Genomic DNA, 15,588 nt, shown 5'->3' on the forward strand with positions numbered 1-15,588 from the left:
TTCATTCGAGCAAACCCCCGAAACATCGCAGGATTTCGATTGAACCCGACACGACTCCCCGCTAGCGTGCGGTTAGCACAAAAAATGGGCGCGTACATAAATCATGCGCGCCGAGTCGGGAGTGCGAAGTGGATAGCAGCAAGTCGGAGCTTCGTTGGGGGGTCGCGCAGCGCCTCGAGTTCATCGAGTTCCGATTGTATTGGGAGGGGCACGTGAACCGCAGCGATTTGATGGAGCAGTTTGGGCTATCGGTGAACCAAGCGTCCGCCGACCTGAACCGCTATATCGGTCTGGCTCCGGACAACATGGTCTACGACAAGAGTGCGCGGACGTATGTCCGAGGTCCCAATTATGCTGCACAGTTCCTGAAACCAGATGCTAGCCGCTACCTCGCACAGCTTCGATCTCTGGCTGACGGTCTCATGGACAGCGACGACGCATGGATTGCTGAACTACCAGCCTATGACGCCGCGCCGACTCCGGCCCGTGGTGTTAACCCCGTGACACTGCGATCGGTTGTCGGTGCAATCCGCCGCTCGGAAGCGATCGAGGTGAAGTATCAGTCCCTGTCGCGCCCGGAGCCGAGCTGGCGGTGGATCGCGCCCCACGCCATTGGGTTCGATGGCTTTCGATGGCACACTCGGGCGTTCTGCAAGACTGACGAGGCCTTCAAGGACTTTTTGCTTTCGCGCATCCTCCAGACACGCGGTGTAGAAGCCAACGGAACCACGTATGCGGCCGATGCCGATTGGCAAGAGCACGTCACGCTTGAGATTGCCCCCCACCCCGAACTCTCCGAGAACCAAAAGAAGGTGATCGCGCTCGACTACGGGATGCGCGACGGCAGGGCGAAGATCAAGGTTCGGCGCGCTCTGCTCTATTATGCTCTGAAACGACTGGGACTCGATACCGATCCAGGCGCCCGAACACCGCAAGATCAACAGATCGTTTTACTCAACCCATACGCCACGGGCATTCACAATGAATAACGGGTCTGATGCACACAACGAGGAGGCGAACCTCCAAGTCTACGGATTTAGTGGCGAAACAGGCGGTGCGCACACCTCTCGCACAATCATGGTCGACGAACTCCAAAGGCTTTTTGAAGTGGTTCAAGACCCTTTTGCTGCACGTAATCAATACCGAATGGCGATTATTGAACAAAATGCACTAGGAAAGAGATCTGCCAAAACACGGATGCTGACATATCGGCACCTTTCTGACCTTTATGGACTTGATTCCAGCTTGTTTGTGTTTCGCGGTCTGAGGTTTTTTTGGGAGAGAGAAGTCGACGGTCAAGCTCTGCTTGCACTTCAGTGTGCGTACGCGAGGGATGCCCTTTTAAGATCGTCAGCCCCTTATATTCTCTCGACTCCCGAAGGAACCACTATTTCACGCGAGGCAATGGAAAAGCACATTGATACTATTTTTCCAAACCGTTTCAGCGCAGCGACGCTAAAATCAACGGCACAAAATCTAAACTCATCTTGGACCAAAGCTGGGCACCTTTCCGGTCGTGCCGTGAAAACCCGCCGCCGGGCAAATCCAACACCGGGAAATGCCGCGTATGCTGTTTTTCTGGGATACCTAGCGGGATTAAGGGGGCTCTCACTTTTTGGCAGCCCCTACGCTAAGCTTCTAGACTGCAGTGCGGAGCGGTCGCTTGAGTTAGCACAACAAGCTGCACAAAAAGGATGGATTAGCGTCAACCATATCGGCGATGTTTTCGAAGTTTCATTCCCGAATCTTCAGCAACATGTTGATAGGGAGTGGCAGCGATGAGCCGAGTGAAACGCCTTATCAAGTCCTACTCTCAGTTCATCTCAGTACCCTGGCGAGACGACGCTGCTGCGGCACAGCGAGTGGTATTTTGTGTTTATCATGAGACTGAGGAGCGCGCCCTCAGGACCAAAATTGATGAGTTCGAACTCGCTTCCCGACAAGCTGGCCACGATTGGTACCTTCACGATCTTACGGACACATTCCCAGAGTGGTTGACGTCACAGCGGTATGCAAAATCATATTTCGAAAAACCAGACTTGCTGGCGACAATATACCCAAGGTACTTAGATCACCTTGCGAAAGATTTTGAGCGCCGAATATCAGAACTAAAGCCTCCTCAGAACTTTGTTATTGCGATTTCTGGTGTTGGCAGTTTGTTTGGACTTGTGAAAGTCAAAGATGTCGTGGACCGCTTGGCCCCGATGGTTGCTGGCAGGCTCGTAATATTCTTCCCCGGAAGCTACGAAGACAATAACTACCGGCTTCTCGACGGCTACGACGGCTGGAATTACCTCGCCGTGCCCATAACAGCTGACAAAATTTTCTGAGAAAGAGACCCTGAATGCAACTCCGCTCGCTCTATCGGCAAGACCCATCCGCCCGTAAACTCGTCAACGAGGGCGTCGCCAACGTCAATGATGGCACATCGTCTCTTGCTAGAGATGTTCTGCGTTATGAGCTCGAGACCTTTGTGTGCGACGGGCAATATGGCTCCGGTATGGCCCATATTCTGGATACTTATCTGAAAAATATTGATCAGGCGCAGCAACCTGCTGTTTGGGTCAGCGGCTTCTACGGATCTGGTAAATCCCACATGGTGAAGATGCTGCGCGCACTTTGGATGGACACCACTTTTGACGACGGCGCGACAGCGCGAGGCATAGCCGACCTACCTCAAGAGGTTCGCGATCACCTTAAGGAATTGACGGTCCAGTCTCGTCGCTATGGCGGTCTTCATGCAGCTTCCGGAACGCTAGGGGCTGGTGCCAGCGGCAGCGTACGCCTCGCTCTTCTTGGAATTGTGTTCAGATCAGTCGGTTTGCCGGAGCAGTATCCTCTCGCTCGGTTCGTAATGTGGTTGAGGAAAGAGGGAATAGAAGAGCGGGTTCGCGCACACATAGAGGCAGGTGGCTTTGACTGGGAGGAGGAGCTGGCAAATTTCTACGTCGCAGAAGGTCTTCATGCGGCACTTGTCGAAGCCAAACCGCAACTTTTTGCCTCATCCAATTCTATGGTTGATGCTCTTCAAAATACCTATCCGAATGTTCAGGACGTTTCCAACCAGGAAATGATCTCCGCCATACGGGCCGCAATTTCACGCGAGAACAAACTTCCTCTTACCCTGGTTGTACTCGACGAAGTGCAGCAGTTTATCGGCACCAGCGGTGACCGAGCGATCGAAGTGCAAGAAATGGTCGAAGCAGTCGTCAAAGACGAAAGCCTTGGCGGCAAACTCACCTTTGTCGGAACCGGTCAGACCGCGGTCACTGGTACGCCCACACTCGCAAAGCTGCAGGGTCGCTTCACTATCCGCATTGAGCTTTCAGACACGGACGTCGATGCTGTGGTGAGGCAAGTTATTCTTGCCAAAACGACTGAGGCCTCACCCAAAATTGAAGCCATGATGCAGGAGAACCTAGGTGAGATATCAAGGCATCTGAGTGGAACTAGCATTGGCCATCGGCAAGATGACGTTGCTTTCTTTGCGCAGGACTATCCAATCCTTCCAGTCCGTCGGCGCTTCTGGGAAGCGGCCAATCGAGTTCTGGACGCATCAGGCACCGATAGTCAACTTCGCAACCAACTAAGCCTTATTCATAAGGCGATCAGAGAAAGTGCTGATAAAGATGTCGGGTTTTCGGTCCCTGCGGATTTCCTATATTTTGATGGGGCAGATAAGCTTTTGCAGGCGAGGATCCTGCCGCGAAAGCTGCACGAAAAGACCATGTCTTGGATACATGGTAGCGAGGATGAAAAATTAACCGCTCGCGCCTGTGGCGTTGTGTTTTTGATCAACAAAATCAGTAGCAGTAACTCTGAAATTGGGATCAAAGCGACGATTGACACAATCGCAGACCTGCTAGTCGAAGATCTTCCAACGGGCTCTTCGGGACTACGAAGCAAACTTCCCAAGCTGCTCGACGTATGTGACCTTATCATGCGCGTTGGCGATGAGTATAGAATTCAGACAGAAGAAAGCTCGGCTTGGAACGACGAATTCCTCAGTCAGAAAGCTACGCTGGCGAACCAATCCCATCGCATCGAAGCAGAACGCGATGACCTTATCCGGAAAAAATTTGGCGCTCTCGTCGGGCGTGTGTCGCTGCTTCATGGCAACTCAAAAGTCACACGGGATGTGAGCGCGATCTTCGATCCAACGCTTCCGCCCGATGCCAACAAGAGGATCTATGTATGGATACGTGACGGCTGGGCAACTGATGACAATTCCGTTCGCGCGGACGCTCGTCAGGCCGGCAATCAATCCCCCACTGTATTTGTCTTTATTCCCCGACGCTCTGCAGATGATCTGCGGAACAATATTCTCGAGTTCAAGGCGGCTAGTGCAACTCTTGATAAGCGTGGCGCTCCAGATACCCCAGAAGGCAAAGAAGCGCGCGGCGCAATGGAGACCATACGTCAGGTTGCCGAAGCGAAAATCAACGAATTGGTCTTGGAGGCCATGTCCGGCGCCCGCGTATTCCAAGGAGGAGGCAATGAGCTGACCGGGGATGGGCTACAGGCAACAGTTACTGAAGCCGCTGAGAACTCGCTCACTCGGCTCTACCCCCAGTTTGCAGTTGCAGACAATACCGGCTGGTCCAAGGTGTATGATAATGCCCACAAGGGAGCACCGGACGCCCTGAAAGCAGTCGGTCATGAAGGGGAACCTGAAAAAAATGCAGTCTGTAAAGCCGTCCTATCGTTCATCGCTGGAGGAAAGAAAGGGACGGACATTCGTGATCATTTTGAGAGTCCGCCGTTTGGCTGGTCACGGGATGCGGTCGATGGCGCACTGCTTGCCCTTCTTGTTTCCGGGTTGATCAGAGCAGAGGATGAACAACACCGCGCTTGCGATGCAAAAAAATTGGAGCGCAAATCGATTGGCAAGGCGTCATTCATTGTCGAAGCCACGACCATCTCCACACCTCAGCGCATTCAAATTCGCAAGATACTACAGAAGGCAGGCTTGACCGCTAAACAAGGTGAGGAACTTTCCTCAGTTCCCCAGTTTGTTCAAAACGTCACAGACCTCGCCAATCGTGCTGGCGGCGACGCTCCAAAACCGAAGACGCCTGACCTATCGTTGATAGATGATATCAGACGCGCCTCCGGCAACGAGCAGCTCTTGTCCATCTATAACAGCAGAGACGCGCTCACATCCTCAATCGATGCCTGGACTCACCAGGCCCAAGAAATCGACACCCGCTGGCCCAGCTGGGAGACCCTGCGACGATTGGCAGAAAGGGCCAATGGTCTGACTGATGCTGCTGTTCTGCGAACACAAGTTCAGGCAATCGAAGGTCAGCGTCAACTGTTGGCTGATCCGGATCCCATGAAACCGCTGATCGCGAGTTTCACGCAGATGCTGCGTGACGAACTTAATCGTCTCGTGGAGGCTTACAAACAGCAGCATGATGCTGGAATGGCCAAGCTAAAGGCCGACGACAACTGGCAGAAACTTCAGCCGGAACAACGCAACCGTCTTCTCGCAGAACAGAAACTCACCAACAGTGACATGCCGGAAGTGAAAGTCGGCAGCTCTGCTGAAGTTCTTCAGACGCTGCAGACTTTGACTTTGTCCGCGTTCGAAGATCGCGTGAAGTCGCTCTCATCCCGCTTCAATGAGGTTCAGACCCAAGCGGCTGAGATGATGGAGCCAACGGCCAAGACCATCCACCTGCCCAGCCGCACGCTGAAGTCCGAGGCGGACCTCGAAGCCTGGCTCGACGAAGCCCGCAAAGACCTTGCCGCAGCCCTTGCTCAGGGCCCCGTGATTATTCGATAGGACGCCCTAATGCAGCCGCTTGAAAAGACCCTCAGAAACCAACTGGAGCGCACTATAAAAGCGGCGCGGACGGTGGCAGAAGACGCTGCCGAGGCGGCGCTGCAGCAGTTGGGCGTGGGTGAAGCAACCGCTTTCCCGCACCTCTCGGAAAACGAACGCGACCTTCGGCGGCGCCTGCGCATTCACGGGCGTCAGCTGGGCGACAGACGCCATTCCGAACGCCAGACGCAAGAGCTGGATCGGCTGATCGAAGAAGTCGGGTACGAGCACTGGCACCGTATGCTCTTTGCCCGCTTCCTGGCCGAGAACAATTTGCTCATGTACCCAGACCCCAGTGGTCCGGTCCCCGTTTCGCTCGAGGAATGTGAAGACCTTGCGCCAGATGAGGGCGCGGCCAACGGGTGGGAACTGGCGGCTCAGTACGCGGCCCGGATGCTGCCGCAGATCTTCCGGCTGGACTCCCCTGTGTTCCAGTTGTCCCTGCCGCCGGAGTATCAGCAGCGGTTGGAGAAGCATGTCGAAAGCCTGCCGACCGAAGTCTTCACGGCGTCGGACTCGCTCGGATGGGTCTACCAGTTCTGGCAGGCGGACAACAAAGAGCGGATCAACAAATCCGAGGTGAAGATCGGCGCGCGGGAACTGCCCGCCGTGACACAGCTGTTCACCGAGCCCTATATGGTCAGCTTCCTGCTGGACAACGCTTTGGGGGCCTGGTGGGCCGCCCGTCGGTTGACAGAGCAGGACCTGAAAACCGCAACCAGCGAAGAGGAATTGCGGCGCAAGGCATCGATCCCCGGTGTGCCGCTCGATTACCTGCGCTTTGTCCAGGACGAGGACGGCACCTGGGCCCCGGCAGCCGGAACCTTTGATGGGTGGCCGGAGCAGCTGAAGGACCTCACCACGCTCGACCCTTGCTGCGGATCGGGGCACTTTCTTGTGTCGATCTTCCTGATGCTGGTGCCGATGCGCATGGAGCGGGATGGCCTGAGCGCGCGGGACGCGGTGGATGCCGTACTGCGCGAGAACATTCACGGGTTGGAGATCGATCAGCGCTGTGTGGAACTGGCGGCTTTTGCGCTGGCTCTGACGGCGTGGAAATATCCCGGCGCGGGCGGCTACCGGGCTCTGCCGGAACTGAACCTCGCCTGCTCCGGCCTGTCGGTGAGTGTGGCCAAGGAGGAATGGAAGCAACTTGGCCTTGGTAAGCGCAACCTGACCATCGCGCTGGATTGGATGCACGACACGTTCCGCGATGCGCCGGTGCTTGGAAGTTTGTTGAATCCTGCAAAATCCGCTGCATCCAAGATTGTGGATTGGGAAGATCTGTCTGCAACGCTCGATAAAGCGCTTAATCAAGAGACCCAAGCTGAAAGACAGGAGGCAGCAGTCGCCGCGCATGGCATTGCAAAAGCGGCAACGCTTTTGTCCGGCCGGTTTGATCTAGTAATGACCAACGTTCCATATCTGAAGGGCGGCGATCACTCCGAAAAGCTGAAAACGTTCTGTGAAAGAGAGTACCCAAAATCCAAGTATGACCTGGCAACCGTTTTCATCGAACGATGCCAAGACTTTCTATCATCATCAGGCACACTTGCTGTCGTTACTCAACAGTACTGGCTCTTCCTTAAGTACTATGAGGGATTGCGCTCTAAGCTATTAGCTCAAAGACAAATTTCATTTATCGCACGACTGGGGCCAGGTGCGTTTGAAACAATTTCGGGAGAAGTGGTGAATGTTTGCCTTCAAATCACGCACGCCCAAAAGCCAAACGATGAATGCAATATATTTGGCTTTGAATTGGACGGGGTCAAAAGCTTAAACGATAAGATCGAACATATATTGGTTTCGCCCCCACTCCAAACCTCACAGAAATCACAGTTAAAGAACCCGGACGCTAGAATTTCCTTTGAGTTGAAGGAGGATTTTGGCAGCCGACTTTCCGAGTTTGCAGATTTCGGGAAGGGCAGTGTTTCCGGTGATGGACCCCACTACCTTAGAAAATTTTGGGAATTTTCAAAGCTGACCAACGGGCATCAGTTCTGGCTAAATAGTCCAGATTTATCGTCGAAATGGACCGGGAGGCAGGAAGTCATCCTTTGGGGAGCTGGAGGCCATAACCCTGAGGTAGAGATTGGCTTTAGACATCATGGGCAACGAGTATATGGAAAAAGAGGCGTTGCGATTGGCAAAGCCGGAACTCTTCGCTTCACGCCTTACAGCGGTGAACTTTTCGACGACAATGTAGCGGTTGTAAGGCCTTATGCGGAATCTGATTTGGATGCTATTTGGCAATTTTGCGTATCGGGGAACTTACAGACCCTCCTAAAAATGCTTGACAAAAAAATGTCTGTTACTGCCGGGACGTTTACGAAAGTACCCTTCGATCCCGTGAATGCTACATCGGTCAGCTTTGGCAATAGCCTCACAAAGGCAGCGACTAATGAGCCCAACCAGTGGATATTCCACGGCCACCCTTGTGGCTCCGTGATTTTGGATGACGATAGCAATTGGACAGTCGAAGGCCCGCTTCGCACCGATGACACAGTGCTCCATGTCGCCGTCGCCCGCCTGCTTGGCTATCGCTGGCCGGCAGAACTCGATCCAGGCATGGAACTGGCAGACGAGCAACGCGCCTGGGTGGACCGCTGTGACGCCCTACTGCCCCACGCCGATGACGACGGCATTGTCTGTATCCCGCCAATCCGTGGCGAAGCCAAGGCCGAAGACCGTCTGCTGAACCTGCTCGCCGCCGCCTATGGCGACGCCTGGACGACCAGCACGCTGCCTCAGCTGCTGGCCAGCGCCGGCCACGCGGGCAAATCGCTCGACAGCTGGTTGCGCGACAAGTTCTTTGCGCAGCACTGCAAGCTGTTCCAGCATCGTCCCTTCATCTGGCACATCTGGGACGGCCTAAAGGATGGCTTTGCCGCGCTGGTCAATTATCACAAGCTGGATGGCAAGACGCTCGAGACGCTGATCTACACCTATCTCGGCGACTGGATGAAAACCCAACGTGACGACATCGCCCGCGGTGTTGACGGAGCACAGGAAAAGCTCGCCGCCGCCGAAGCGCTGAAAAAGAAACTGGAGCTGATCCTGGAGGGTGAAGCCCCCCACGACATCTTCGTGCGTTGGAAGCCGCTGGAGGAACAGCCGATCGGCTGGGACCCCGATCTGAACGATGGCGTGCGCCTGAACATCCGTCCCTTCATGACCGTCGGCGATGTGTCCAAGCGTGATGCAGGCGTCTTGCGCGACAAGCCCAACATCAAATGGACCAAGGATCGCGGCAAGGATGTCGCCTCTGCCCCATGGTTCGATACGTTCAATGGCGACCGCATCAACGATCATCATCTGAGTCTGGCCGAGAAGAAGGCTGCGCGGGAGGCTGCCAAGTGAAGGTGATCGACCGCTTGCAGAACGCTGTCCGTGGTGCGGCGGCCTATAACCCGGAGGTGCAGGTCAAACCCGCCTGCATCCTCTGGCCCGATCCCGATCGGCAGTGGCAAGCGGTTGTTCCGCAGCTTCAGGATGCCCTGCCGGAAATGGTGGTGCTGGGCGACTACGCCCCAGATCGGCGGACCGGCCCTGCGATTTGGTTGCGCTGTGCCATCGCGGGAACCCTGGACGGTATCGACTTCCCGGTTGGCAGCGTCCCGATCCTGTACCTGCCTGGCGTAGCTCGAACCGACCTGCGTGCCGTGAACGAATGCCCCGACGCCCTCAAACCGCTCGCCGAACTGCAATATCGCGGCACGATCTGGTCACAGGTCAGCGCCAAGGACTGGACTGTTCTGGCCTTTCTGAAGTCTGCGCAGGGAGGCCTTGGCCTCGAAGTGACTGCGGACAGCGATACCCGCGCTGCCATGATCACCGCGTTGAACGAAGTTCTGGAGCAGGATTTGTCCAAGCTAGAAGGCAAAAGGCTGGACCGGGATTTCTTCAACGGCCTGTTGACCAGCGGGGATCTGACGCGTGATGTGCTGACTTGGATCGATCAGGGCGATGCCTACGCGGAACGCATCGGTCCGGCGGCCTGGGGAGCGTTCAGCGATATCTGCGTCTCACAGCTCGGCCTCGACCCCAGGACCGCTGGCGTTCTTACAGGTGCTGAAAAGCTTGCGGGTCGCGAGGGTCAGTGGGGCGCTGTCTGGGAGCGGTTCTGCGAAGCACCGCAGCGATACCCAAACATCCCCGATACGCTTCGAAAATGCCAAATGCCTTCATTCGATCTTTTGAGTGACATTTCGACAAAGGGTGCATGGCCGCAATGGAACGATGCGGAAGAAGAGGCGCTACGTCAGAAGCTGCTGGAGCTCGAGACGGTAACGGATGCACACGCCCGAACAACCGTTATGGAACTCGAAGCAGCACATGCGGACAGACGGGCTCTGGTCTGGGCAGAAATGGGCCAAGCGCCGCTTGCCAAGGCGCTCAAATATCTTGCCGATCTTGCTGAGGTTACGAAACAATCCTTGGCTGGGGGGACGCTGGATGACGTTCAAGGCGCCTACACAGAAAATGGCTGGAAGGCTGATGACGCGGTATTGTCCGCTCTGCAGGAGACGAATACGGACGCCTCAGCGACGTCAGCGATTGCCGCTCTACGGTCGATCTACTTGCCTTGGGCAGAAGCTTCCGCACGCCATGTTCAGACGCTTGTCGAAAGTGAAGGCTACCCCGGTGGGACGATTGCATCAAAGCCCAAAGCCAGCCAGACGGACTCCGAATGCATCCTGTTCGTCGATGGTCTGAGGTTTGACCTTGGGAAACGGCTGTCAGCTTTACTGGAATACGCCGGACTGGAAGTGACCGCGACCCCTGCGTGGTCAGCTTTGCCAAGCGTTACCTCAACAGCGAAACCTGCGGTCTCACCGGTGTTGCATGAGATCGAAGGACGCGACCAGAGCGAAGAATTCGACCCTTCAGTCGCCGCGTCTGGCCAGTCTCTAAGGGGCGGCCACCATTTGAAGAAGTTGATGGCAAATGCAGGATACCAGGTGTTGCCTCGAAATGAAGTCGGCAACCCTGCTGGAATGGCCTGGACGGAATTGGATGACATCGACCACGAAGGCCATCAACGCGGTTGGAAACTGGCCCGTTATCTCGACGTTCTGATTACGGAAGTAAAAAATCGTGTCGACCAACTTCTCGAAGCTGGCTGGAAAAGTGTGCGCATTGTCACTGATCACGGATGGCTGTTGATGCCAGGAGGATTGCCTAAAACGGAGTTGCCGAGCGCATTATCTGTGAACAAGTGGGGACGATGCGCAGCGATCAAACCCGGCGCCAAAATAGACACTCCGCTCTTTCCTTGGTTCTGGAACCCCTCACATCATTTTGCTCTTGCCAATGGCGTTGGCTGTTTCCGCCTGGGTCAGGAGTACACCCATGGAGGATTGAGCCTCCAAGAGTGTCTGACCCTTCACTTGCAAGTGAAGCCTTCATCGAACGCTAAAGAGACAAACATCGAAATCTCAGACGTTGTTTGGAAGGGACTGCGCTGCACAGTTGTGCTCGCTGTTCCCAATGAGACTCTGACGCTCGATATTCGCCAAAAACCAGCTGACCCGGGCAGCACTGTTGTCGTAAGACCAAAGCCTTTTGCAGTCTCGGGGTCAGCATCCGTCGTCGTCGAAAACGAGGACCTTGAAGGGGCCAAAGCGACACTGGTCATTGTTGACGGATTAGGCGCAACTGTCGGCCAAGTAACGATAGTTATTGGCGGAGAAGGTAAATGATCGAACTTGATGACATTGACCGAAAAGCGGCAGCAAGCCTCGATGGATACCTCGTTCGAAAGGACCTAGTCCGAACCTTCAGCCGACAGTACCCGGTGCCGACTTATGTGGTGGAGTTCTTGCTTGGCAGATATTGTGCCAGCATTGATCCAGAAGAAATCGAAGAAGGCTTGGAAATTGTTGAACGGCAATTGAAATCACGAACGGTACGCGCCGGTGAAGAGGAGCTCTTTAAGGCTCGGGCCCGTGAAGAGGGTAGCGTCAAGATAATTGATATAATTACTGCTAGGCTGGACGCCAAAACAGACTCCTACGTTGCTTCACTTCCAAGCTTGAGGCTGACAGACGTGCGGATCAATCCTGAGCAGATTCAGGAACATGAGCGCATGCTGACGGGAGGGTTCTACGCCGAGGTGACGCTGAACTATGACGCGTCGATCGCACAAGAAAGTAAGGGACGTCCCTTCGGAATTACGGCCCTACGGGAAATTCAACTCTCTAAGCGGGACGTGCTCGGCGATCTTGCGAAAGCGCGACAAACGTTCAGCACTTCTGAGTGGCAAGACTTCCTGCTGCGCTCAATAGGCTTGGAACCTCGAGACCTAACAGCGCGCCAAAAGGATGCAGTTATGCTGCGCATGGTGCCATTCGTTGAGCGCAACTATAACATGGTCGAGCTTGGCCCAAGAGGAACCGGCAAAAGCCACCTGTTTCAACAAGTTTCACCCTACGCACATTTGATTTCGGGCGGAAAAGCCACTGTAGCCAAAATGTTCGTTAACAATTCAAATGGGCAACGCGGTCTTGTCTGCCAGTATGATGTTGTTTGTTTTGATGAAGTCTCAGGCGTGTCTTTCGATCAGAAAGACGGCGTCAACATCATGAAAGGCTACATGGAGTCAGGAGAGTTCAGCCGAGGGAAAGAAAGCATTCGCGCCGACGGAAGCATCGTTCTGGTTGGAAATTTCGATGTCGATGTCGAGCACCAACAGCGCGTCGGGCACCTTTTCGGCCCTCTGCCTCCAGAGATGAAGGACGACACCGCTTTCATGGATCGGATCCATGCCTTCTTGCCCGGTTGGGATGTGCCAAAAATCAATAAGGAACTTCTAACTTCACATTTTGGCCTAGTGAGTGACTTTCTCTCGGAATGTTGGAGCCAGCTGCGCAACGAAAGCCGCGTTGGTTCGCTTCAGGGAAAAGTATATTTTGGAGGGGCATTGTCTGGACGAGACACAAATGCCGTGAATAAGACGGCAAGTGGGCTCCTTAAGCTTCTTTACCCGACGGCGAATGGCGTAAGTGACGAGGATATCGAGTGGGCAGTTAGGATTGCGCTTGAAGCGCGTCGCCGAGTGAAAGAACAACAGAAGCGTGTCGGTGCAGCGGAGTTCCGAAACACTCATTTCAGCTATACAATGGGAGACGATGGGGTCGAAAAATTTGTTTCAACGCCTGAGTTACAGAATGACAACAGTATCGCAGGTGATCCACTCGAACCCGGCCAAGTTTGGACAGTTGGGCCAGGAGGCGAAGCGGAACATCCGGGATTGTTCCGAATTGAAGTCAATGAAGGCCCCGGCTCTGGAGTGCGGATACTAAACAAACCCGTTCCTGCGGCTTTCAAAGAGAGCATCGGGTATGCCGAACAAAACCTCTATGCGCGAGCTCCTCAGTTAGTAGGAGACAAAGATCCACGTCATCACGAATTTTCAGTTCAACTTAGGGCCTTTGATGCTGCGAAGACTGGCTCAAAGACTGGCGTTGCGGCGCTCGTCGCTCTTTGTACCGCTCTATTGAAGAAGACTACGCGCGGCGGCCTTGTAATTGTCGGTGAGGTCAATCTCGGGGGGTCGATCGAAATGCTTCACAACCCCGTGGAGATGGTGGAGATCGCAGTCGAAAAGGGAGCGACAGCGGTCTTAATGCCGGTTGCATGTAGGCGTCAGCTGTTCGACTTGTCCGATGATATGGCAACTAGGGTGGATATTCAGTTCTATTCAGACGCTCGTGACGCACTTCTGAAGGCAATTTCTGATGTCCCATGAACAAGGACACTTGCCCAGCCAGCGCATGCGTAACTGATTTCTTGGAGAAGCCCCGTGAAAATTTCGACCATACTCGACCACATTGACAGCGGGCACATGGCGCTGCCGGAGTTCCAGCGCGGCTACGTGTGGAACCGTGACCAGGTCCGAGGCCTCTTTGATTCAATGTACCGGCGCCACCCCGTTGGCGGACTGCTTGTTTGGGCGACCGAGGCGAAGACTGCGGCACATCGCGGTGATGGTCCGATCGCTACGGGTATCGTCAAATTGCTGTTGGATGGCCAGCAGAGGATGACATCGCTTTATGGGGTTGTGAGAGGGCACCCGCCCAAGTTCTTCGATGGAAACCCTCAGGCCTTTTCGGGTCTTCGTTTCCACCTCGGGACGGAAACCTTCGCCTTCTATCAGCCGATCAAGATGCAGGATGATCCTCTGTGGATCGACGTTACCGCCTTGATGAAGGCCGGAAGCGCGGGCCTCGGCAGCTTTGTTGCGCAGCTCTCAGCTGACCCTGAACACGTCTCCAACGTCGGCGACTTCGTGGGTCGACTGAGCAAGCTGCTCAGCATCACCGACATCGACTTGCATGTCGAAGAAGTCACAGGTGCTGACAAGACGCTCGACGTCGTCGTCGACATATTCAACCGCGTAAACAGCGGTGGCACTAAGCTGTCAAAGGGCGATCTCGCCCTTGCCAAGATCTGCGCCGAATGGCCCGAGGCTCGCGATACCATGAAGGCAAAAATCAAGGATTGGTCGGATGCAGGGTACCATTTCAATATCGATTGGTTGTTGCGGTCGGTGAACACCATCCTCACCGGAGAGGCGAAATTTAGCTATCTCCATGACAAGGATGCCATCGATATTCAGGATGGCCTGAAAAGGGCCTCAAAGCATATCGACACCTCATTGAACTTGATTGCCGGAAGGCTCGGCCTTGACCACGACCAAGTGTTCTTCGGCCGTTTCGGGGTTCCGGTCATGGTCCGATATATGGACAAAAAGAACGGCGGCCTTGATGCTAAGGAGCGCGACAAGCTGCTGTTTTGGTTCGCACAAGCTGGAATGTGGGGCCGCTTCTCGGGCTCGACAGAAACGGTAATTGACCAGGATCTGGCCGCTCTCGAAGGACCTAATGGCGGCCTGGATGCGCTCATAGAACAGTTGCGCCTCTGGCACGGAGGCCTGAGAGTCGAACCGGGCCACTTTACCGGATGGAGCCTTGGCGCTCGGTTCTATCCCGTTCTTTATATGCTTACCCGTATGGGCGAAGCTTCCGACTGGGGAACAGGTCTGCCGCTCAAGGCAAACATGCTTGGCAAAATGAGCCGTCTGGAAGTTCACCACATCTTCCCAAAAGCGCAGCTGTACAAACGGGAATACCGCCGCGCCGAAGTGAACGCGTTGTCGAATTTCTGCTTCCTCACCAAGGACACAAACCTGAACATCAGCGACCGGCTACCCGAAGATTATTTTGCTGAGGTGGAAACTAAACACCCCGGCGCATTGGCGTCACAATGGATCCCAATGGACCCGGCGCTTTGGAAGATCGAACGCTATCTCGACTTCCTGGAAGCACGGAAGAACCTACTGGCCGCCGAAGCAAACAAGCGCTTCGAAGAGCTTCTGCATGGCGACACGCAATGGCTGTCCGCCGGGACTACCCCGCCCGCCGCGACGACTTCCGGACCAATCGGTGGGATTACCAGCGAAGCTGAAGAGCATGAGCTGGAAACCCTAAATCAGTGGGTGGAAGACCAAGGCCTGCCGCGCGGGCTGGTCGCTTTCGACTACGCGGACCGCGAAACTGGTGCGCAAAAGGCTGTCTTCGACCTAGCCTGGCCAGAAGGCTTGCAACCCGGGTTGACGGGACCAGTTGCCGTACTGCTGAACGAGACTGCGGAAGTTCTGGCTTTGGCTAGCTCGGCTGGGTTCCGATGCTTCACCGCAGCCGATGAGTTCCAAGCATACATCAAGGCCGAGATCCTAAACTCAGAGGCTGCATGACCGG

8 protein-coding genes are annotated in these 15,588 nt (G+C 54.9%); all 8 read left to right on the plus strand.

Translation table 11 applies throughout. The features are described 5' to 3' along the window. Window positions 1-128: 128 nt before the first annotated feature. From ACXAET_RS19765 to ACXAET_RS19800, 8 genes are read left to right on the plus strand one after another with little or no spacing between them, the layout of a single operon-like run. The gene (locus ACXAET_RS19765; protein WP_475189362.1) at window positions 129-989 is read left to right on the plus strand and encodes a BrxR family helix-turn-helix transcriptional regulator; all 861 of its coding nucleotides are present in this window, start codon (window positions 129-131) and stop codon (window positions 987-989) included. After that, window positions 982-1,782: a hypothetical protein gene (locus ACXAET_RS19770; protein WP_475189364.1), complete on the plus strand. Its 801-nt coding sequence runs from the start codon at window positions 982-984 to the stop codon at window positions 1,780-1,782. The genes ACXAET_RS19765 and ACXAET_RS19770 overlap by 8 nt, the downstream gene beginning before the upstream one ends. Then, complete coding sequence (locus tag ACXAET_RS19775) at window positions 1,779-2,330, plus strand: BREX protein BrxB domain-containing protein (protein WP_475189367.1); 552 nt, start codon at window positions 1,779-1,781, stop codon at window positions 2,328-2,330. The genes ACXAET_RS19770 and ACXAET_RS19775 overlap by 4 nt, the downstream gene beginning before the upstream one ends. A gap of 14 nt (window positions 2,331-2,344) precedes the next feature. Further along, window positions 2,345-5,788, plus strand: coding sequence for a BREX system P-loop protein BrxC (brxC, locus tag ACXAET_RS19780; protein ID WP_475189371.1), 3,444 nt, complete (start codon window positions 2,345-2,347; stop codon window positions 5,786-5,788). Between the two features lie 9 nt (window positions 5,789-5,797). Further along, on the plus strand, window positions 5,798-9,187 hold the full coding sequence (locus tag ACXAET_RS19785) for an Eco57I restriction-modification methylase domain-containing protein (protein WP_475189374.1): 3,390 nt from the start codon (window positions 5,798-5,800) through the stop codon (window positions 9,185-9,187). Continuing rightward, window positions 9,184-11,529, plus strand: coding sequence for a BREX-1 system phosphatase PglZ type B (gene pglZ / locus ACXAET_RS19790; protein ID WP_475189376.1), 2,346 nt, complete (start codon window positions 9,184-9,186; stop codon window positions 11,527-11,529). The genes ACXAET_RS19785 and pglZ overlap by 4 nt, the downstream gene beginning before the upstream one ends. Beyond that, complete coding sequence (brxL, locus tag ACXAET_RS19795; RefSeq protein ID WP_475189378.1) at window positions 11,526-13,577, plus strand: protease Lon-related BREX system protein BrxL; 2,052 nt, start codon at window positions 11,526-11,528, stop codon at window positions 13,575-13,577. The genes pglZ and brxL overlap by 4 nt, the downstream gene beginning before the upstream one ends. 54 nt (window positions 13,578-13,631) lie before the next feature. Then, window positions 13,632-15,584, plus strand: a complete 1,953-nt coding sequence (locus tag ACXAET_RS19800) for a GmrSD restriction endonuclease domain-containing protein (RefSeq protein WP_475189380.1) — start codon at window positions 13,632-13,634, stop codon at window positions 15,582-15,584. The last annotated feature ends 4 nt before the right edge of the window (window positions 15,585-15,588 follow it).

The organism is Ruegeria sp. AWH4_226 (genome assembly GCF_056159225.1).

Excerpts from the sequence above, each read along its gene's own strand:
- ACXAET_RS19770 (WP_475189364.1), top strand. The coding sequence starts at position 982 with ATGAATAACGGGTCTGATGCACACAACGAGGAGGCGAACCTCCAAGTC.
- ACXAET_RS19775 (WP_475189367.1), top strand. The coding sequence starts at position 1,779 with ATGAGCCGAGTGAAACGCCTTATCAAGTCCTACTCTCAGTTCATCTCA.
- brxC (WP_475189371.1), top strand. The coding sequence starts at position 2,345 with ATGCAACTCCGCTCGCTCTATCGGCAAGACCCATCCGCCCGTAAACTC.
- ACXAET_RS19785 (WP_475189374.1), top strand. The coding sequence starts at position 5,798 with ATGCAGCCGCTTGAAAAGACCCTCAGAAACCAACTGGAGCGCACTATA.
- brxL (WP_475189378.1), top strand. The coding sequence starts at position 11,526 with ATGATCGAACTTGATGACATTGACCGAAAAGCGGCAGCAAGCCTCGAT.